The sequence below is a fragment of the Rhodococcus sp. NPDC060086 genome, from assembly GCF_042730275.1.
Taxonomy (GTDB): domain Bacteria; phylum Actinomycetota; class Actinomycetes; order Mycobacteriales; family Mycobacteriaceae; genus Rhodococcus.
In genome coordinates, this window is record NZ_JBHWWZ010000024.1 from 19570 (window position 1) to 42080 (window position 22511).

Below are 22511 nucleotides of genomic sequence, written 5' to 3' on the forward strand. Positions count from 1 at the left end.
CCGGCGCCGCACCCGCTCAGCGCACCACTTCCGTACCGATCCCCCACCGACCGTGCCCGCGCCGCACACTGACATCGCTGTCCTCGAGACGCGCGATGAGCACCGCGGCGATGTCCTGCGCCGCGGGCGGAGCCACCATCTCGTGGTGTTCACAGTCGATCCGGAACTGGTGGATCTCGCCGTCGACGATGTCGTGCCACGCGGCGACGGCGGGCACCGACCCCGCGGAGCGGGTGGCGGTGAAGAACAGCACATCGCCGTGGAAGGTCACCGGCGAATGCCGCCGCGCCGCACGGGCCGCGGCCGCCGACCCGGTGTGCAACCGTTCGAGGTGCTGCGCCGTCAGCCCCGACAGTTCCCCGAAAGTGCGCTCGAGGAGCACGAGCGCCTCCGCGTAGCTGGGATCGGCACCGCCGTTGGTGGAGACACCGAGATCGCGAAGCATGTCCTTGACCGCCGGGGCCGCGCCACCGGACACGTTGAGGTGCGCATCGAGCAACGCGAGGGTGTCGACGACCTCCCCGGCGCGTTGCAGTTCGACGGCGACGGCGTGCGCCACGATCCCACCGAGCGACCAGCCCAGCAGATGGTAGGGCCCGTGGGGTTGCACCCGGCGGATCTCCTCGGCGTAGCGCACCGCCAGCGACCGGATGCTGTCGACGGTGCCGGAATTACTCAAAGTGGGCAGCTGCAGCCCGTACACGGCGCGTTCCCCGTCGAGGTGCTGGGTGAGCCCGGCATATCCCCAGGCCAGCCCCGCCGCGGGATGCACACAGAACAACGCCGGTGCGGTGCCCTCCCGAAGCGGCACCAACACCCGCAGGGCGTCGTCGACGGTGCCGCTGTCCGCGTCCCCACTCAGGTGTTGCGCCAGGTCGGCGACCGTGGGATGAGTGAACAGCGCCGGCAAACCGACCCGGCGGTTGAGGCGCTGCGACAGATCCGGGACGAGCCGGGTGGCGAGCAGCGACGTACCGCCGAGTTCGAAGAAGTTGCCGTCCGCGGGCACCGCGGTCAGACCCAGGTGGGTGGCGAACACGTCCGCGACGAGACGTTCGAGGTCGGTGTCGGGAGCGCGGCCCTCGGCGGTGCGGGCGGTGAAGTCCGGTGCGGGCAGCGCGCGGCGATCCAGTTTCCCGGCCGGGGTCAGCGGGATGGCGTCGAGGACGACGATCACCGTCGGCACCATGTGCCCGGGCAGATGTGCGGCGACGTGCCTGCGCAGCGCGACCGGGTCGGGTGCGGTGTCCTCGGCGGCGCGCACATACGAGACGAGCACCGTTTCCCCCGAGGGGGCGGTGTGTCCGAGGGTGTGCGCGAACACCACCTGATCGTGGCCGGTGAGCGCGGTGTCGATCTCGCCGAGTTCGACCCGGAACCCGCGGATCTTCACCTGGAAATCGGCGCGGCCCACATACTCGAGTTCGACCCGGCCCGCCGGATCCCCGACCCACCGCACCACATCACCGGTGCGGTACATGCGCTCGCCCCGGCCGCAGGGGTCCGCAACGAACCGGCCCGCCGTCAGATCCGGGCGGGCATGGTAGCCCCGCGCCAGGCCGGGCCCGGCCACATACAGTTCGCCGGGCACCCCGATCGGGACCGGCCGCAGCCGCGCATCGAGCACCAGCGACCGGAAGCCACGCGACGGGCGGCCGATGGTCACCGGCTGCCCCGCGCGCAGCGGGTCGGTCAGCGAGGTCATGATGGTCGCTTCGGTGGGGCCGTAGGCATCGATCATCCGGTGTCCGTCGGCCCAGCGGTCGACCAGCTCCGGGGGGCACGCCTCCCCCGCGACGAGCAACACCTGCAGGTCGGGGACCTGCGCCGGATCCAGTGAGGCGAGGGCGGTGGGGGTGATGAACGCATGGTCGACGCGGTGGGCCCGCAACGCCGCGGCGAGGTCGTCGCCGCCGTACACGCCGGGCGGCACGATCACCAGGCTCGCCCCCGCGGACAGCGCCATCATCATCTCGAAGATCGATGCGTCGAAACTCGGGGACGCCAGGTGCGAGACGCGGCTGCCCGGTTCGACGAGCAGATGGTCGTGTTCCTCGGCGGCGAGGTCGGCGAGGCCGCGGTGGGTGACCGTCACGCCCTTGGGGCGGCCGGTGGAGCCGGAGGTGTAGATCAGGTAGGCGCCGTGGTCGGGGCGTAGCGGCACCGGGCGGTCCCGATCGGTGATCGCAGTGGTGTCGCGGGCTGTGAGGTCGGCGCGGACCTCACCGGAATCGAGCACGATCCAGTCCACGGTGTCCGGGACGGCGCCGCGGTGTGCGGTGTCGGTGATCCCGACGGTCGCGGCACTGTCGGTGAGCATGAACTCGATCCGTTCGGGCGGATAGGTGGGGTCGACGGGCACGAACGTCGCACCGCTGCGGGTGGTGGCCCACACCGCGGTCACCGAGTCGATCGACCGGGGCAGGGCGAGTGCGACCACGGTGTCGGGGCCGGCGCCGCGGTCGAGGAGCAGCCGCGCCAGCGCAGTGGCGGCGTGGTCGAGTTCGCGGTAGGCGATGGTGCGGTCCCCGTCGACGACCGCGACCGCCGCGGGATCGATCGCGACGGCCTCGTCGAGCAGATCGGGCCACAACCGGGCGTCGCCGCTGTCCGGGCCCCTCGCAGGCACCAGGGTGTCGCGTTCGAGGTCGGTGAGCAGGTCGATCTCGCCGACCGGGACGTCGGGGTCGGTGGTGACGGCGTCGAGCAGCCGGGTCAGGCGCGCCGCGAACCCGGCGACGGTGGCGGCGTCGAACAGGTCGGTGGCGTACACGAACGCCGCCTCGAGACCGCCCCCCTCGGTGCCGGTGTCGAGGACACCAGCGGCGTCGGCAGCGCCGCGGGTGCCTCCAGCGTCGGCGACGAGCAGCTCGAGGTCGAAGTTGCATACCGTCGGATCGAGGGGGACGCCCTGCACCGTCAGGTGCGGCAACTCGAGCGCGGCGCGTTCGGTGTTCTGGAATTCGAGGGACACCTGGAACAGCGGGGAATGCGCCGTGGAGCGGATCGGGTCGGCGGTCTCGACGACGGTCTCGAACGGGATGTCGGTGTGCGCGAAGGCGTCGAGATCGCGGTCGGTGACGTCGGTGAGCAGTGCCGCGAACGTCGCCGCCGCCGGCACCGGGGTGCGCAACACCACGGTGTTGACGAACATGCCGACCACCTCGTCGAGGTCGCGGTGGCCGCGGCCGGCGACGGGGCTGCCGACGGCGATGTCGGAGGTGCCCGACAGTCGTGCGAGGAGCACGGCGAGGGCGGCGTGCATCGCCATGAACACGGTGGTGCCGTGCGCCGCGGTCAGCCGGGTGAGCCGCTGATGCAGCGCTGCGTCGATCGGGAAGCGGACGACGTCGCCGCGGAACGACTGCTGCGCGGGGCGGGGCCGGTCGGTGGGCAGCGGCAACACCTCGGGCAGGTCCGTGAGGGTGTCGCGCCAGAACCGGATCTGGGCGTCGGCGAGAGAGCGGGGGTCGGCCGGGTCGCCGAGGCGGTCGTGTTGCCACAGGGCGTAGTCGGCGTACTGGACGGGCAGCGGCGCCCAGGTGGGGGCGTCACCGCGGGTGCGGGCCTGATAGGCGATCATCAGGTCGCGGGCCAGTGGCGCGAGCGACGAGCCGTCGGCGGCGATGTGGTGCACCACGAGCACCGCAATGTGTTCGTCGCGGCCGAGCGCGAACACCCGCGCCCGCAGCGGCACATCGACGGTGACATCGAAACCGGCGCCCGTGAAGTCGCCGACCGCGGCGAGGACCGTGTCGGCACCGGCGGGCACCACATCGAGGGTCAACGGCACGTCGTCGGCGGCGAGGATGCGCTGGTGCGGTCCGTCCGCGGTGGCCGGGTACACGGTGCGCAGCGCCTCGTGCCGGGACAGCACATCATGCAGGGCGGCGCCGAGCGCGGCGCGGGACAGATGCCCGCTGAGCCGGATCGCAAGCGGGATGTTGTAGGCGGCCGAGGTGGTGTCGAACTGGTTGACGAACCACAGGCGCTGCTGGGCCGGGGACAGGGGGATGCGGTCGGGGCGCGGCGCCGCGGTGGGGCCGGTGCGTGGCCCGGCGTGTTCGTCGGTGCCCTCGGCTGCGTGCAGGTGCGCGGCGAGGTCGCGCACGGTGGGGTGTTCGAACAGGGCGCGCACGGGGATGTCGCGGCCGAGGTGGTCGCCGAGCCGGGCGACGGCGCGCGTCGCGATCAGGGAGTTGCCGCCGATGTCGAAGAAACTGTCGGTCGCGGAGAGGGTGTCGAGTCCGAGGAGTTCGCGCAGGTGCTCGGCGAGGACGGTTTCCAGTCCTTCGGCGGGTGGGTGGTGGTCGGCGCCGGTGCGGGTCAGGTCCGGCACGGGTAGGGCGTCGCGGTCGAGTTTCCCGACGGGGGTCAGCGGGATCTCGTCGAGGACGGTGATGAATGTGGGCACCATGTGCGCGGGAAGGTGTTGTGCAACATGGTTTTTGATGGTGTGGTGGTCCAGGGTTCCGGGGGTGGCCGGGTGGCAGTGGGCGACCAGCACCGTCTCCCCCGACGGGGCGGTGTGCGCGACGGTGACGGCGAACCCGACATCGGGATGGGTGCTGAGGGCAGCGTCGATCTCGCCGAGTTCGACGCGGAACCCGCGGATCTTGACCTGGAAGTCGGCACGGCCGACGTAGTCGATCTCGAGCCGGCCGGCCGGGTCGCCGACCCACCGCACCACATCGCCGGTGCGGTACATCCGCTCCCCCGCCTGCCCGTACGGGTCGGCGACGAACCGGCCCGCCGTCAGATCGGGGCGGGCGTGATAGCCACGCGCCAGGCCGGTGCCTGCGAGATACAGCTCGCCGGACGCCCCGACCGGGACGGGGCGCAGCAGGTCGTCGAGGATCACGGCGTGCACCCCGCGCAGCGGCGGCCCGAGCGTCAGGACGCTGTCGCGGCGTAGCGGGTCGCTGATCGCGGCCATGATCGTCGTTTCGGTGGGCCCGTAGGCGTTGACGAGACGACGGCCCGGCGTCCAGGTGTCGAGCAGGTCCGCCGGCCAGGCCTCTCCGCCGACGGCGAGGTCGACGAACGCGGTCAGGTCGGCCGGATCCAGCGACGCGAGCGCTGCGGGGGTGATGAACCCGTGGGTGACGGCGCGGTCGGCGAGGAACCGGCCGAGTTCGGCGCCGCCGTACAACTCGGGGGGCACGACGACGAGGGTGGCGCCGGATCCGAAGGCCAGGAGGTATTCGAAAATCGATGCGTCGAAGCTCGGCGACGAGAAATGCATGACGTTCGAGCCCGGGCCGGCGCCGAACCGGTCGCGCTGATCCAGGGCGAAATTGTGCAGGCTGCGGTGGGTGGTCACCACCCCCTTGGGGCGGCCGGTGGAGCCGGAGGTGTAGATCAGGTAGGCGGCGTGGTCGAGACGCAACGGTGTCCGCCGGTCGGCGTCGGTGATCGGAGCGGAGACACCGGTGGTTCCGATCGCGGCGCTGTGCAGGTCGGCGCTGCGGAGATCGAGGCTGTGCAGGTCGAACCACCGCACCGTGTCGGGCAACCCGGCGCGGTGCGCTGCGGTGGTGACCCCGACGGTGGCACCGCAGTCGGCGAGCATGAACGCGACCCGCTCCGCCGGGTAATGCGGATCGACCGGCACGAACGCCGCCCCGGTCTTGGTGATCGCCCACATCGCGAGCACGGACTCCACGGAACGGGCGATGCCCAGGGCGACGACGGCGTCGGGGCCGGCGCCGTCGTCGAGCAGGCGGCGGGCCAGCGCATCGGAGCGGGCATCGAGATCCCGGTAGGTCACCGCGACGTCACCGTCGGTCACCGCGATCGCGTCGGGATGCGCCGCCGCGGTGGCGGTGAACAACTCCGGCAGGGTCAGCGTCGAACCGCCCTCCGGTCCGCGTCCCGGGGTCAGCGCCCGCGCTTCGGCGGCGGTGAGCACCGGGCGCTGCGCGAGAAGCGCGCCGGGGTCGCCGGTCAAGATGGTCAGGGCCGCGATGATGCGGTCGGCGATCACCGCGACCTCACCGCTGTCGAACACCTCCGGCAGGTACTTCATCCGCAGATGCATCACGGTATCGGCGTGCGCGACGATGCTCAGCGGATAATGCGCCGCATCACGGCCGGTGATCCCGGTGATGCGCATGCCTGCGATGTCGGTGTCTTCGCTCATCCCCGCCGCATCGACCGGATACGACTCGAACACGGTCAACGTGTCGAACCGGACGGCGCCGCCGACGTGCCGGTCGAGAGTGTTCAGATCGAGATGATGGTGATCGAGCAGCGCCGCCTGTTCGGCCTGCACCCGGTCGACGAGCGCCCCCACGGTGTCGCCCGGATGCACCGTGATGCGCACCGGCACAGTGTTGATGAACAACCCGACCATCGTTTCGATCCCCGCCACCTGCGGGGGCCGCCCGGAGACGGTCGCACCGAACACCACGTCGCGGCGTCCGGTGAGCGCACCGAGAACCACACCCCACGCGACCTGCACCAGGGTGTTGACGGTGACTCCGCGCGCGGCGGCGACCGCGTCGAGGCGCGCCGACAACTCGGCGCTCACCTCGACGTCGAGGTCGTCGGAGACGCCGGTGGTGGCACCGGTACGGTGCTGCGGAGCCAGCAGCGTCGGCTCATCGACCCCCGCGAGCACGCGGCGGTAGGCCTCGATCGAGGTGTCGGGGTCGCGGTCGGCGAGCCATGCCAGATAGGTACCGAAACTCTGCGGTCGTTCGAGGACCGTGGTGTCGTTGTCGGTGGCATACAGCACCAGCAGTTCCCTGATCAGGACCGGAGTGGACCAGCCGTCGAGCAGCAGATGATGATTCGTCAGGGCGACCCGGTGCCGGTCCGGGCCGATGTGCACGACGGTGACCCGCAGCAGCGGTGCGGCGGTGGTGTCGAAGCCGGTGGCGCGGTCGGCGGCGAGCAACCGGGCGGCGGCGGCCTCCGGATCCGGGTCGTCGCCGGTGTCCGCGACCGTGAACGGTACGTCGGTGTGCGTCGGCACGACCTGCACATATCCGTCGCCGCCGTCGCCGGTGAACGCGACCCGCAGATTCGGGTGCCGCAGCAGCAGCACCTGCACCGCGCGCCGCAGCCGCGCCGGATCGAGCCGGCCGGCGACGTCGAGGACGAGTTGCACTACATACGCGTCCGGGTCGTCCCCGGCGAGCAGCGCGTGGAACAGCAACCCGGTCTGCAGCGGCGCGGTCGGCCACACCGTCTCGAGCGGCCCGTACCGGTCCTCGAGATGTTCGAGGGTGGGCTGATCGAGCCGCACCAGCGGCAGATCCGACGGAGTCAGACCCCCGGCGTGCGGGTTGCGCGCATGCCTCGCGAGGGCGGTCGCGGCGGCGGTGAACCGGGCGGCGAGCGCGGTGACCTCGGCATCGTCGAGTAACCCGGCCGGGAACGACCAGAAGGTGCGCAGCACCGGCCCGTCGGGGCCGTCGACGGTCACGGCATTGAGATCGACAACGGCGGCGGCGGGCATGTCGGGGCTCTGCGTGCCGCCACGACCGAATGCCCCGATCGGCAACCACGGCACCTCGGCAGCGGTGTCGGTGCCGACAGTGGGGCGCCCCAGATAGTTGAAACTCAGTTGCGGGGTCGCCAGCGCCGCGAGTTCGGCGGCGGTGTCGTCGGCGAGATACCGCAGCAGACCGAAACCGACTCCGTGATCCGGGACCGCGGCGAGGTGTTCCTTGACGGCCTTGATAGCGCGGCCTGCGGCGGGACCCCCGGTGAGCGCATCGTCGAGGTCGACGGCGGCCAGGTCCAGTCGCAGCGGGTGGATGGTGGTGAACCAGCCGACGGTGCCGGACAGGTCGGCGCCGTCGGCGGCGGTCGTCTCCCGGCCGTGCCCTTCGACGTTGAGCAGCACCTCATGCCGGTGTTGACCGCGGTCGCGGCGCCACGCGAGGACGGCGAGCGCGAAGGCGGTGAGCAGACCGTGCTCGACGGACCCGTGGAACCGGTCCGGCACCGTGGTGAGCAGCGCCTCGGTCACCGCGGTGGGCAGCACGGCTTCCACCGTCGCCACGGTGGCGTTGACGTCGACGGCCGGATCGAACGGCCGGTCCCCCACCGGCGGGTCGACGACATCGACGGTACGGCGCCAGAAGCCGAGTTCGGTGCGGCGGTCCGGGTCCTGCGCGGTCGTGGCCAGGGCATGCGCCCAGCGGCGCACCGACGTACCCGCCGCGGGCGGCAACAGCGCCGCCGGGGCGTGCGGATCGAGACCGGCCGCCCACGCCGCCGCGAGATCGGGCACCAGGATCCGCCACGACACCCCATCCACCGCAAGATGGTGGATCACCAGCAGCAACCGGCCGGCGCCGGTCGCCGCGTCGAACCACACCGCCTGCAGCAGCACCCCGGCCGACGGGTCGAGCCGATCCGCGGCCGCGTCGAGTTCCTGCGAGGCGAGCGTGAAGAACTCGTCGGTGTCGGCGGCACTGGTGACCGGCACCCGATGGATCACCGTGTCGGCGTGCACCGCGCCGGGCGGGTCGACGTACAGCGCTGCGCCGCGCGGCGCAGCGACGCTCGGATACAGGCGGGCGCGGAGCATGTCGTGCCGATCGAGCAGCGCCTGGATCAGTGTGGTCAGCACGGGTCCGGTCAGGTCGTGCGGTAGCCGCAGCAGCACGGCCTGCGTGTAGCGGTCGTAACTGCCGCCCCGGTCGAGCATCCAGTGCACGATCGGGGGCAGCGGCATCTCACCGACGCCCCCGCCGGGCAGTTCCGCCAACACGGCAGGGGCGACGGTGGTGCCGGCAACCGCGGCGAGCGCCGCGGGCGTCTTGTGCTCGAACACGTCCCGCGGGGACAGTTCGAGCCCGGCGGCCTTGGCACGCGATACCAACTGGATCGACATGATCGAGTCGCCGCCGAGGGAGAAGAACGAGTCGTCGACCCCGACGGTGTCGAGACCGAGGACCTGCGCGAACAACTCGACGAGCCGGATCTCCCGGTCCCCGGCCGGGGCGCGGGTCACCGCGGAGCGGGCCGCGAAATCCGGGGCGGGCAGCGCACGGCGGTCGAGTTTGCCGGTGGCCGCGACCGGCAGGGTGTCGAGCACGACGAGAGTGGCGGGCACCATATACGCGGCGAGGTCGGTGGCGACCTGCGCCAGCACGGTATCGACGTCGAGATCGACACCGGTTTGCGGCACCAGATAGCCGACGAGCCGGTCGGTGGCGGCGCGGTCGTCGTGGTGCACCACGACCACCGCGCGGGCGACCCCGGGGCTGCGCAGCAGCGCCGCCTCGATCTCGCCGAGTTCGATACGGAAACCGCGCATCTGGACCTGGAAGTCGCTGCGGCCGACGTATTCGATGTCGCCGCTGCGGGTGCGGCGGGCGAGGTCGCCGGTGCGGTAGAGCCGCGTCCCGGGGGCGCCGTGCGGGTCGGCGACGAAGCGGGTGGCGGTCAGGTCGGGGCGGGCGTGATAGCCGCGGGTCAGCTGCCCACCGGAGACATACAGTTCCCCGATCGTGCCGGTCGGGACGGGATGCAGCCGCCCATCGAGAATGTGCAGGTGCAGCGACGGCAAGGGTGCGCCGATGAGGCTGGCGTTCGCCTCCGCGGCCAGCGCCCGCCCCAGGGGCAACGCGGTGACATGCACGGTGGTTTCGGTGATGCCGTACATGTTCACCAAGGTGGGGGTGGTGTCGTCGTGGCGGCGGTACCAGCGGTCGAGCTGCGCCAGATCGAGGGCCTCCCCACCGAAGATGATCCAGCGCAACGGCAGCGGCGGTCCCCCCGCGACCCGGTCGGCCTCGACGAGCTGCTGGAACGCGGTCGGCGTCTGGTTCAGGACGGTGACCTGTTCGCGGCGCAGCAACGCGAGGAACTCGTCGGGGGTGCGGGCGGTGTGGTAGTCGACAACGACGAGACGGCCGCCGTGTGCGAGGGCACCCCACAGTTCCCACACCGAGAAGTCGAAGGCGTAGGAGTGGAACAGCGTCCACACGTCGTGCTGGTCGAAACCGAACTGCGGGCGGGTGTCGGTCATCAAAGTCACCACGGTGCGGTGCGGCACCACCACACCCTTGGGGCGGCCGGTGGAGCCGGAGGTGTAGATGACATACGCGGTCTGATCGGGGTGCACCGGCCGACGCTCCCCGCCGGTCAAGACGGTCGTGGGCAGCGCCGCGAGCCGGTCGATCACGGCCTGCGCGTCGAGCAGCACCGGTTCCGGTGCGGTCTCGGGCATGAACGCGGCGTGTTCGGCGGTGGTGAGCACACACACCGGGTGCGCGTCGGCGAACATGAACGCGAGCCGCTCCGGCGGGTACGCAACATCGATCGGCAGGTATCCGGCGCCGCTGTCGAGGATCGCGAGCAGCGCGACGACGAGTTCACTGGTGCGGGGCAGGGCGACGGCGACGAGCGTGTCGGGGCCCGCGCCGTGCTCGAGCAACAGCCGCGCGAGGCGGTGGACCCGCTCATCGAGTTCGCGGTAGGTCAGCTGCCCGTCGTCGGCGGTCACCGCGACCGCGTCGGGATCGAGGGCGGCGCCGAGCCGGAACAGATCGAGCAGGGTGTCGCCGCTCGCCGCAGAGAGACCCGCGCGGCTCGCCGCAGACAGATCCGCGCGGCTCGCCGCAGACAGATCCGCGCGGCTCGCCGCAGAGAATTCCGCGCGGCTCGCCGCGGTGGCGTGTTCGAGGTCGGTGAGCAGATCGAGATCGCCGACCGGTCGCGCCGGATCGTCCGTGACCGCGGCGAGCAACCGCACGAACCGGTCGGTGATCGCCGCGGCGGTCGCCGCGTCGAACAGGTCGGTGGCGTACGTGAACGCGCAGCTCAGACCGCCGCCAGGGTTTTCCTGCACGTTCAGTTGCAGATCGAACTTCGCGACGTTGAGGTCGGCGTCGAGCGCCTCGACGGTCAACTCCGGCAACTCGAGGTGGGCGCGGTCGGTGTTGCCGAACTCGAGGACCACCTGGAACAGCGGGGAATGATCGGTGGCGCGGGTCGGGTCGAGCGCGTCGACGAGTTTCTCGAAGGGCAGTTCGGTGTGCCCGAACGCCGCGAGGTCGACCTCGCGGGTGCGGTGCAGATGATCGCTGAACGACAGGGCGCCGGTGACGGGGGTGCGCAGCACCACGGTGTTGACGAACATACCGACCAGATCGTCGAGGGCGCGATGCCCGCGCCCGGCGACGGGGCTGCCGATCGCGATGTCGGAGGTCGACGACAGCCGCGCGAGGAGCACCGCGAGGGCGGCATGCACGGTCATGAACACGGTGGCGTTGTGCGCGGCGGCGAGATCGACCAGCGCCGCGTGCACGCCGGGGTCGACGTCGAAGCGGTGCACGGCGCCGCGGAACGACTGCTGCGGGGGTCGCGGCCGGTCGGTGGGCAGCGGCAGCACCTCCGGCAGATCGGCGAGGGTGTCGCGCCAGAAGTCGAGTTGGGTGGCGGCGAGCGACGCCGGGTCGGCGGGGTCGCCGAGCAGATCCTGTTGCCACAGAGCGTAATCGACGTATTGCACGGTCAGCGGCGGCAGGTCTGGGGCGGCGGCGCGGGTGCGGGCGAGATAGGCGGTCATCAGGTCGCGGGCCAGCGGCGCCATCGACGCCCCGTCCGCGGCGATGTGATGCACCACCACGACCAGGACAGTTTCGGTGTCGGACAGTGCGAGCAGCGCCGCGCGGACCGGCACGGCGGTGGCGACGTCGAAGCCGGCGCCGATCAACTCGGCGACCCGGCCGGGCAGGTCGGCGGCCGAGAGAGTTTCGGGTCGGAGCGCGGTGAAGGCCTTGTCGGTGGTCGAGATCAGTTGCCGTGGGCCGTGCTCGTCACCGGGGTACCAGGTGCGCAGCGTCTCGTGCCGCTCGAGCAGGTCCGACACGGCGCCGTTCAACGCGGTGAGGTCGAGCCGGCCGGTGAGGCGGATCGCGAGGGGGATGTTGTAGGCGGCGGAGGTGGTGTCGAACTGGTTGACGAACCACATGCGTTGCTGGGCGGGGGCCAGTGGGAGTCGTTCCGGGCGGACGGCGGGCACCAGCGGGGTGTGGCCGTGGCCGCCGTGATCGTCGAGGACCCGCACGGCGAGGGAGCGCACGGTGGGGGCCTCGAACAGGGCGCGCACCCCGGCGTCGGTGCCCAGCGCGGCGTTCACGCGGGCGACGACGCGGGTGGCGATCAGGGAGTTGCCGCCGATGTCGAAGAAGTTGTCCTCCACCGACACCCGTTCGTGTCCGAGGACGTCGGCGACGATCTCGGCGACGATGCGTTCGAGGTCGGTGGCCGGCGGCCGGTGCTCACCGCCGGCGGCGGTCAGGTCGGGTACCGGCAGGGCGCGGTGGTCGAGTTTCCCGACGGGGGTCAGGGGGATCTCGTCGAGCACCACCACGGTCGCGGGCACCATGTGGGCGGGCAGCCGTGCGGCGACGTGCGCGCGGACCGCGGCGGGGTCGACGTCGGTGCCGGTCTCGGGGAGCACGTAGGAGATCAGCACGGTGTCGCCGGAGGGTGCGGTGTGGCCGGCGGTGTGTGCGAACACGATGTGGTCGTGGCCGGTCAGGGCGGCGTCGATCTCGCCGAGTTCGATGCGGAACCCGCGGACCTTGACCTGGAAGTCGGAGCGGCCGAGGTATTCGACGGTGTGGTCGGCGCGCCAGCGCACGACGTCGCCGGTGCGGTACATCCGTTCCCCGCCCCGCCCATAGGGGTCGGCGAGGAACCGGGCGGCGGTCAGGTCGGGGCGCCGGTGGTAGCCGCGGGCGACACCGGGCCCGGCGATGTACAGTTCGCCGGCCACGCCGATGGGGACGGGGCGCAGCCGGTCGTCGAGGATCACCTGGTGGAAGCCGACGGCGGGGCCGCCGACGGTGACGACCTCGTCGGGGTGCAGGGCCGGGCTGACGCTGGTTTCGATGGTGGCCTCGGACGGGCCGTAGCCGTTGAACATCTGCCGGCCGGGTGCCCAGCGGGCGACGAGTTCCGGCGGGCAGGCCTCCCCGGCGACGACGAGGACGCGGAGCGTGTCGAGGTCGTGCGGGTCGAGGGAGGCGAGGGCGGTGGGGGTGATGAATGCGTGGGTGACCTGTTCGTCGCGCAGGAGCCGGGCGAGTTCGTCGCCGCCGTACACGTCGGGCGGCACGATCACCAGCGTCGCGCCGGCGCAGAACGCTTTGGTGTATTCGAAGATCGACGCGTCGAAGCTCGGGGATGCCAGGTGTGAGACGCGGGCGTGGTGGGTGATGGTGAAGTGGTCGCGGACCTCGGCGTTGAGGTTGGTCATGCCGCGGTGCGTGACGACGACGCCTTTGGGGCGGCCCGTGGAGCCGGAGGTGTAGATCAGGTAGGCGGGATGGTCGAACAGTAGTGGCGTGGTGCGGTCGGTGTCGGTGATCGGCTCGGTGGAGGCCGCGGCGATGCGTGCACGCAGGCCGGGGTCGTCGAGGACGAGCCACGGCACGGTCCCGGGAAGCCGGTCGCGGTGCTCGCGGGTGGTCACCCCGAGGGCGGCGGCGCAGTCGGTGAGCATGTAGTCGATGCGCTCGGAGGGGTAGGTGGGGTCGACGGGCACGAACGCGGCGCCGGTCTTGGTGACTGCCCACACCGCCGCCACCGATTCGATCGACCGTGAAATACCTAGCGCCACCACGTTTTCCGGTCCGATTCCGGCGTCGATGAGCAGGTGGGCGACGCGGGTGGACCAGTCGTCGAGTTCCCGGTAGGTCACCTGGCGGCCGCGGAACGACAACGCCACCGAATCGGGCACGATCGCGGCGATGGCGGTGAGCATCTCGGGCCACTGCTGCGGCGAGACCGGTGGCCTGCCGCGGGCCGGCGCGAGAGCGGCCAGTTCGACAGCGGTGACGATACCGATGTCGCCGACGGGGATCTCCGCACCCGCGGTGACGGCCTCGACGATGCGGGCGAAGCGGTCCGCGAACGAGACCACCGTGGCGGCGTCGAACAGGTCGGTGGCGTAGGTGAAGTATGCCGCGATCCCGGCCGGGCCGTCGTTGCCGACGGTTTCGGCGACCGACAACTGCAGATCGAACAGTGACAGCGGTGCCGCGAGATCGAGGACCCCGACGGTCAGGTCCGGCAACACCACCTCGGGGCGTTCGGTGTCCTGGAATTCGAGCATCACCTGGAACAGCGGTGTATACGCCGTCGACCGGGGCGGATCGAGGACTTCCACGAGACGTTCGAACGGAAGGTCCGCGTGATCGAACGCCGCGAGGTCGTCGTCGCGGACCTTCTGCAGCAACGCCGCGAACGGTTCGGTGTCGTCGACTCGGGTGCGCAACACCACGGTGTTGACGAACATGCCGATCAGGTCGTCGAGGTTGCGGTGCCCGCGGCCCGCGACCGGGGTGCCGATCGCGATGTCGGAGGTCGACGACAGCCGGGCGAGCAGCACCGCCAGCGCGGCGTGCACCACCATGAACACCGACGTGTCGTGCCGGCGCGCCAACGCCACCAGCCGGCGGTGGGTGGCGGCGTCGAGAGTGAACGGCACCCGCGCACCACGGCGGCTCTGCTGCATCGGGCGGACCCGGTCGAGGGGCAATTCGAGCAGTTCCGGAACTCCGTCGAGCCGTTCACGCCAGAACGACAACTGCCGCGCGGCGAGGGACCCGGGGTCCGTCTCGTCGCCGAGCGCCGCGCGTTGCCACATCGTGTAGTCGGCGTACTGGATCGGCAGCGGCGCCCACCCGGGGCTGTGCCCGGCCGCGCGGGCGGTGTAGGCGGTGATGACATCGCGGGCCAGTGGGCCGAGGGAGAATCCGTCGCCGGTGATGTGGTGGAGGACCATCACGAGCACATGCTCGGTGTCGGAGAGCGCGAGCAACCGGATGCGGGCGGGGATTTCGGTGGCGACGTCGAATCCGGTGGTGGCGATCTTCTCGACGTGTGTGTCCAGGCTGTCGGCGTCGATCGCGGTGACGGTGAAGTCGGGCAGCGAGGCCGCGGCGGCCGGGACGATCACCTGGATGGGTCCGGTGTCGGCGAACGGGTAGCGGGTGCGCAGCGATTCGTGGCGGGCGACGACGTCGGTGACCGCGGCCCGCAGCGTGGCCAGCTCCAGATGTCCGGTCAGGCGGAGCGCTACGGCGATGTTGTAGGCCGGGGCGGTGGTGTCGAACTGGTTGATGAACCACATCCGTTGCTGTGCCGGCGACAGCGGCAGCGGATCGGGGCGAGGCCCGGCGGTGAGTGCGGGACGGGCTGCGTCGGGTGCATCGACGGAGGTGCGGTGCACGTGGTCGAGGACTGCGGCGACGGTCGGATGGTCGAACAGGTCGCGGATGCCGAGGTCGGTGCCGAGGGTGGTCGACAGGCGTGCGGCGAGGCGCATCGCGAGCAAAGAGCCGCCGCCGAGGTCGAGGAAGCTGTCGTGCAACCCCACCCGGGGTACTTCGAGGAGTTCGGCGAAGGTGTCGGCGACGAGTTGTTCGACGGGGGTGCGCGGCGGGCTGTAGCCGCGGTCGGGTGCGGACTTCTCGGGTGCGGGGAGGGCGCCGCGGTCGAGTTTGCCGTTGACCCCGACCGGGAACCGGTCGAGCACGATCACGGTGGTGGGCACCATGTAGTCGGGGAGCTGCTGCGCGACCACGGCGGTGACCGCGCGGGGGTCGACGGCGCGGTCCGGGTGCGGCACCACATAGCCGGTGAGCACGTCGTCGGCGAGGTGATGCACGAGCACCGCGGCCTGTGCGATGTCCGGATGGCTGCGCAGAGCATGTTCGATCTCGCCGAGTTCGATGCGCAGGCCCCGGACCTTGACCTGGAAGTCGCTGCGACCCAGGTACAGCAGGGCGCCGTCGCGGCGGCGGGTGGCGAGGTCGCCGGTGCGGTACATCCGCTCCCCCGCAGGCCCGTACGGGTCGGCGACGAACCGGTCGGCGGTCAGTGCGCCGCACCCGAGATAGCCGCGGGCGAGTTGCACCCCGGCGAGATACAGTTCGCCGACCGCCCCGGCGGGGACCGGATGCAGGCGGCCGTCGAGTACGTAGGTGCGGGTGTTCCACACCGGGCTGCCGAGGGGCACGGTGCCGGTGTCGTCGTCGCTGGTGGTCCAGGCGGTGACGTCGACGGCGGCTTCGGTGGGCCCGTACAGGTTGTGCAACTCGATCTGAGGGAAGGCGCGGCGGGTCGCGGCGGCGGTCTCCGGGGGCAGGGCCTCTCCGGAGGCGAACAGGTGCCGCAGTGAAGTACCGGCGCCCGGCCGGGTCGCGGCGGCGGTGAACACCGCGAGCATGGACGGCACGAAATGTGCGACGGTGACCTGTTGGGTGTCGATGAGCTCGAGCAGATGGTCGGGGTCGCGGTGTCCGCCGGGCGCGGCGAGCACGAGCCGTGCCCCGGTGTGCAACGGCCAGAAGAACTCCCACACCGACACGTCGAACGTCGCGGGGGTCTTCTGCAGCACGGTGTCGGCGGTGGTCAGCGGATAGGTGTGCTGCATCCAGCGCAACCGGTTGACGATGGCGCGGTGGGTCACCGCAACGCCCTTGGGGCGGCCGGTGGAGCCGGAGGTGTAGATGACGTAGGCGAGGTCGTCGCCGCGCGCCCGGCGACGGTCGGTGTCGGTGAGCGGGGCGTCGGATTCGGCGCCGGTGTCGAGGGTGTCGAGGTGCAGCACCTCCACCTCGGCGCCGGCGAGGCACCCGGCGTCGGCGGTGACGGTGACGACCAGCGCGGGGCGGGCACTGCCGAGCACATAGCCGGTGCGTTCCGCGGGATGCTCGGGGTCCAGGGGCAGGTAGGCGGCACCGGTCTTGACGATGGCGTACATGCCGACGAGCAGGTCGAGCGAACGGGACACGGCCAGGCCGACGACCCGGCCCGGCCCCGCGCCGCGGCGCAGCAGCACGCGGGCGAGCCGGTTGGTGGCGGCGTCGAACTCGGCGTAGCCGACGGTGTGCACGCCGGCCACGACGGCGGGGGCGTGCGGGGTGGCGGCGACCTGTACGGCGAACGGATCGAGCAGGGTGTCGCCGGCGGGCAGTGCCGTGGTGGTGTCGTTCCACTCGCCGAGCACTCGGGTGCGTTCGCCGGTGGTGAGCAGATCGAGGTCGCCGACGGCACGGCCGGGTGCGGTCACCGCGGCAGTGAGCAGCCGCACGAGACGGTCGGCGAATCCGGCGGCGGTGTCGGCGTCGAACAGGTCGGTGGCGTACGACAGGGCGCCGCGCAGCGACTCGGTGCCGCCGTCGGGCCCCGGCATCTCGGTGACAGTCAGATGCAGGTCGAATTTAGTGGTGGCGGTGTCGATTTCGGTGATATCGACGGTCAGGTCGGGTAGCTCCAGGTGAGCGGTGTCGTTGTTCTGGAAGGCGAGCATCACCTGGAACAGCGGCGAATGCGCCGCCGACCTGGCCCCGGCGAGCAGATCGACGAGGGCATCGAACGGCAGGTCGGCGTGCGCGAACGCGTCGAGGTCACCGTCGCGTACCGCCTGCAGGTAGGTGCCGAACGGCGTCGCCGCGGGCACCGCGGTGCGGAGCGCGACAGTGTTGACGAACATGCCCACCAGGTCGTCGAGGGCACGTTCCCCGCGCCCCGAGACCGGGGTGCCGATGGTGACGTCGTCGCTGCCGGACAAGCGCGCGACCAGCAGACTCAGTGCGGCGTGCACCACCATGAACTCGGTGGCACCGTGCGCATGCGCGACCGCGGTGATCTTCCGGTACAGGGCGGGCGCGATGTCGAAGTCGACGGTGGCGCCGCGGAACGACTGGGCCGGGGGCCGCGGCCGGTCGGTGGGCAACGCACCGATCTCCGGTGCGCCGGCGAGCCGGGTACGCCAGAAGCCGAGTTGCTCGGCGGCGCGGGAGGTGGCGTCGTCGAGTGTGCCGAGCATCTCGTCGAACCACAGGGTGTAGTCGGCGTACTGCACGGGCAGCGCATTCCACTGCGGGCTCTGCCCGTCACGGCGCGCGAGATAGGCGGTCATCAGGTCCCGGGCCAGCGGCGCCAGCGACGCGCCGTCCGCCGCGATGTGATGCACGACCACGGCGACGACGTGCTGTTCGTCGTGCACCCGCAGCAGCCGGAGCCGGACCGGTGGGTCGACGGTGACGTCGAACCCGGCGGTGACGACCTCGGCGACGGCCCGCTCGAGCTCGGCCGCGTCGACCGGGGCCGCGTCGAGGTCGAGGTCGGTCGCAGGCAGGATCTGCTGGATCGGTCCGTCGGCGGTCGCGGGGAACAGGGTGCGCAGCGACTCGTGCCGGTCGAGCAGATCGCGCACCGCGGCGGTGAGCGCGGCGACATCGAGGGTGCCGGTCAAGGTGATGGCAACGGGAATGTTGTAGGCGGCGGAGGTGGTGTCGAGTTGGTTGACGAACCACAGGCGCCGCTGCGCCGCGGACACCGGCACCCGCTCGGGTCGGGGCCGTGCCGTCAGCGGCACCCGGAGCCGGTGCGCGGAGGCACCACTCGCGTCGAGGTGCGCGGCGAGGGTCCGCACGGTGGGCGCCTCGAACAAGGTTCGCACCCCCACCTCGGTGCCGAACGCCTCGCCCAGGCGGGCCACCACGCGGGTGGCGATCAAGGAGTTGCCACCGAGGTCGAAGAAGCTGTCGTCGAGTCCGACCCGCTCGACACCGAGCTGGTCGGACAGGATCTGCGTCACCGCGGTTTCGGTGGGCGAGACCGGGGCGCCGTCGCTGACGGTGGTGGTGAACACCGGTTCGGGCAGGGCACGGCGGTCGAGTTTGCCGACCGGGGTCAGCGGGATGTGATCGAGCGCCACCAGCGCGGCGGGCACCATGTGCGCGGGGAGCCGCTGCCGCAGGTGCTCGGTGAGTGCGTCGGTCTCGATGGCCCGGCCGGTCTCGGGCAGCACATACGCCACCAGCATGGGATCGCCGGAGGGGGCGGTGCGGCCGAGGGTGACGGCGAACGCGACGGTGTCGTGATCGGTCAGGGCAGCGTCGATCTCGCCGAGCTCGATGCGGAAACCGCGGATCTTGACCTGGAAATCGGAGCGACCGAGGTATTCGATGGTGTCGTCGTGATGCCAGCGCACCACGTCACCGGTGCGGTAAGTGCGGGATCCGGGCGCACCGTAGGTGTCGGCGACGAACCGGGTCGCGGTCAGGCCGGGACGGTCGAAGTAGCCGCGGGTGACGCCGGGGCCCCCGACGTACAGTTCGCCCGCCACGCCGCGCGGCACCGGATGCAGCCGGGTGTCGAGGACCACCTCGGTGACCCCGCACACCGGAGCCCCGAGGGTGACGGTCTCCCCCGCGACGAGCGGTTCGGTGATGGTGACGACGATGGTGGTCTCGGTCGGTCCGTAGGCGTTGAACATGCGACGACCGGGCGCCCACCGGGCGGCGAGTTCCGGCGGGCAGGCCTCCCCGGCGACAGTGATCGACCCGGCCTGCAGGCGGGCCGGATCGAGAGACGCCAACGCTGCGGGGGTGGCGAACATGTGGGTGACGCGTTCGCGGTTGAGCAGCTCGGTCAGTTCGTCGCCGCCGTACACGGTGGCCGGGACGACCACGAGTGTCGCACCGACCGCGAATGCCGTCATGTACTCGAAGATCGACGCGTCGAAGCTCGGGGACGAGAAGTGCGAGACCCGTGCGGTGGGGGGCGGCGCGAGCCGGGTGTGCAGGGTCGCCGACAGATTCGCCAGGCCCCGATGCGGCACGAGCACGCCTTTGGGGCGACCCGTGGAGCCGGAGGTGTAGATCAGATAGGCGGCGTGATCGAAGCGCAGGTCGCAGGGCCGGTCGGCGTCGGTGACGGGAACGTCGGAGGTGCGCTCGATGCGGTCGCGCAGGTCCGGGTCGTCGAGTTCGAGCCACGGCACCAGGTCGGGTAGGTGCGTGCGGTGCGCGCCGGTCGTCAACCCGAGCACGGCACCGGAATCGGTGAGCATGTATTCGATACGGTCGATCGGATAAGCCGGGTCGATCGGCACGAATGCCGCACCGGCCTTGGCGACGGCCCACAGCGCGGCGACCGACTCGAGGGACCGTGCGATACCCAATGCGACGATGCGTTCCGGTCCGGCCCCCGCGTCGATGAGGATGCGAGCGAGGCGGTTGGACCACAGGTCGAGTTCGCCGTAGGTCACCGACCGGTCGCCGCACACGAGGGCGGGACTGTCGGGGACGATCGCGGCGACCGCGGAAAGCAGTTCGGGCCACAGCTGCGGGGACATGGCCGGGCGTCCCCGTGCCGGCAGCAATCCGGCCGGTTCGCCCGCGGCGACGACGGGCAGGTCACCGACCGCGCAGTCCGGGTCGTCCCCGGCTGCGGCCAGGACGCGGCCGACGCGGACCACGAAGTCCTCGGCGGTGTGTGCGTCGATCTCGGCGCGACGGAAGACGGCGCGTACCGCGATCCCGTCGGCGCTCACCGTGACGTGCAGGGTCAAGGCGGCGGCCGACTGCAGCGCGGTAGCGGGCAGCGCAGTGGGCTCGAGAGGTTCGGTGGAGGTGGTGACCGACAGGACCACCGGGGGGATCGGGACGGGGCCGGACGCAGCGAGGTCGTCGGCGGTGATCTCGTCGTGCGCCGCGGCCTGCGCATCGAGGGCGGTGAGGCGGGCGAGCAACGCGGCGAACGATTCCGCAGCGTCGACGCGAGCGCACAGCGGCAGCACCACCGCGGGGCCGGGCCTGCCGATGACGGTGCTCTCCTCTGCGGTCAGCCGGGCCTCGACGATCGCGGTGGCGGCATGCAGCGCCGGATACCAGGTGTCGTCGGAGCCCTCGCACAGGGCGGCCAGGTCCGCGGACGTGACGGCGACGGCCACCTCGACTGTGCCGAACGGGTCCTTCTCGGTGTCCGCCGCGCGCTCGGCGCCGGGAGAGGTGCGCGGCAACCGGAGCTGTTCGGGGGCCCCGGCGAGGGTGCGGCGCCAGAATGCCGCGGTCGCCACGGCATGCCTGCGGCGACGGCCGATCTCGGCGGTGGCCGTGTCGATCCGGTCGAGCGGCGTGTCCGCGGGGGCACGCAGGAACGCGTCGAGCACTGCCACGAACGCGGTGTGGTGCTCGGTGAGTTCGTCGCGGTCGTAGCGATGCGGATTGCCGCGGAAATCGATGAAGGTCTTCGCGGGGGTCCCGCTCTGATAGATGTTGACCAGCAGGTCCTCGACGGGGCCGGAGGTCATGATGTGGAATTCCCCGCGGATGTCACCGAGAGTGATCTCCTGGTGGAAGAGCATGACGTTGACCATCGGCCCGGCGTACCGGGTCGGATCTCCGGCCGCGCCGCTCTCGCGCCGGATGTCCTCGAGGCTGAATCGCTGGTGCCGCAGCGCCCCGGTGAGCTCGAGCTGGACCCGTTGCACCAGAGCGCGGCGAGTGTCGTCGGCGGCGAGCCGGATGTGCAGCGGCGCGGTGTTGACGAGCATGCCGCCGCTGCGCCGCACGACCGCGGTGGTGCGCGCCGAAACGGGCAGGTTGATCACCACGTCGTCGTGGCCGGTCATGCGCGCCAGGTAGGTGGCGAACGCGGCGATGACCGTCGCCGTGGACGACGAACCGGCGGTGGTGTCGTCGCTCGCGGCCAGGGCGCCCACGAGGTCATCGGGCAGTGCGCTGCCGGTGAGCAGACTCTGCGCAGCCGTCGGGGCGTCGCGGTGCGCGAGGGTCGAGCCGGCTTCGAGTCCGGCGACCCGTTCGAGCCAGTAGTCGCGGTCGGAGGTGTACCGGGTCGAGCCGTGGTAGTCGCGGTCCCAGTCGTAGAGGGTGCGCAGGTCCGCGGCCCGCGCGGGGTCGGGTTCGCGCTGCTCGTGCGCCGCGGTGTACAGCGCGGCGGCCCGGTTGAGCATGGTCATCGCGGCATAGCCGTCGAGCGCGACATGATGGATGCGGGTGTACCAGAAGTACCGGTCGTCGGCGACCTGCAGGACCGCCATGTTCACCAGCAGATCGGTGCTCAGGTCGACCGGTCGGGCGTAGTCGGCGTCCATCCAGTCGCGGGCGGCGCGCAGGGGATCGGGTTCACCGCGGAAGTCGAACTGCGGGATGGTCTCGGAGATGATGGAGCTGTCGACGACCTGATAGGGCTCGCCGTCGACTTCGAGGATCCGCAGGTATGCGGATTGGAACTCGCCGCCGGCGAGCAACGAGACCCGGCACAGCAGATCGACGTCGACGTCGCCGCGCAGATCGATGTACTGCGCGATGCAGATCGGCACGTGCGGTGCGAGTTGCTGCGCGAACCAGATCGACCGTTGCGCGGACGACAACGGGAAGGCGCCTTCGGGCAGCGCCGGCTCATGAGATCGCAACGACATTACCCCTCCGAGAAGCGATGTGGCCGATAACCGGCGCGCCCCGACATCGCGTCATGGTGGCCCTATCGGTGCCCCACTTTTTCCGGTCGTGCATTGTTCCGAGTGATCGGAAGCACTCCCCAAGCTAGACCACATCCGTCGCGTCCCGGTGCGGTTTCGCGTCGCAGAAAAAGCGACGAGACCGCATGCGATACCGGTCGGTAATTCGAGCGGAGCCGGAATATGGCGAATGCCATTTTTGTCCGCGAGAACAATTACTTTTCCATCGCGATTCGATCACTGTTCGATATCCGAA

The 22511-nt window shown here is 71.2% G+C and carries 1 protein-coding gene; it reads right to left on the bottom strand.

The window, feature by feature from the left end; translation table 11 throughout:
• Positions 1-16: 16 nt before the first annotated feature.
• Positions 17-22216 carry a non-ribosomal peptide synthase/polyketide synthase gene (locus tag ACFWB0_RS15100; protein WP_378491268.1) on the bottom strand — a complete coding sequence of 7400 codons (22200 nt, stop codon included), beginning with the start codon at positions 22214-22216 and terminating at the stop codon, positions 17-19.
• Positions 22217-22511 lie beyond the last annotated feature (295 nt).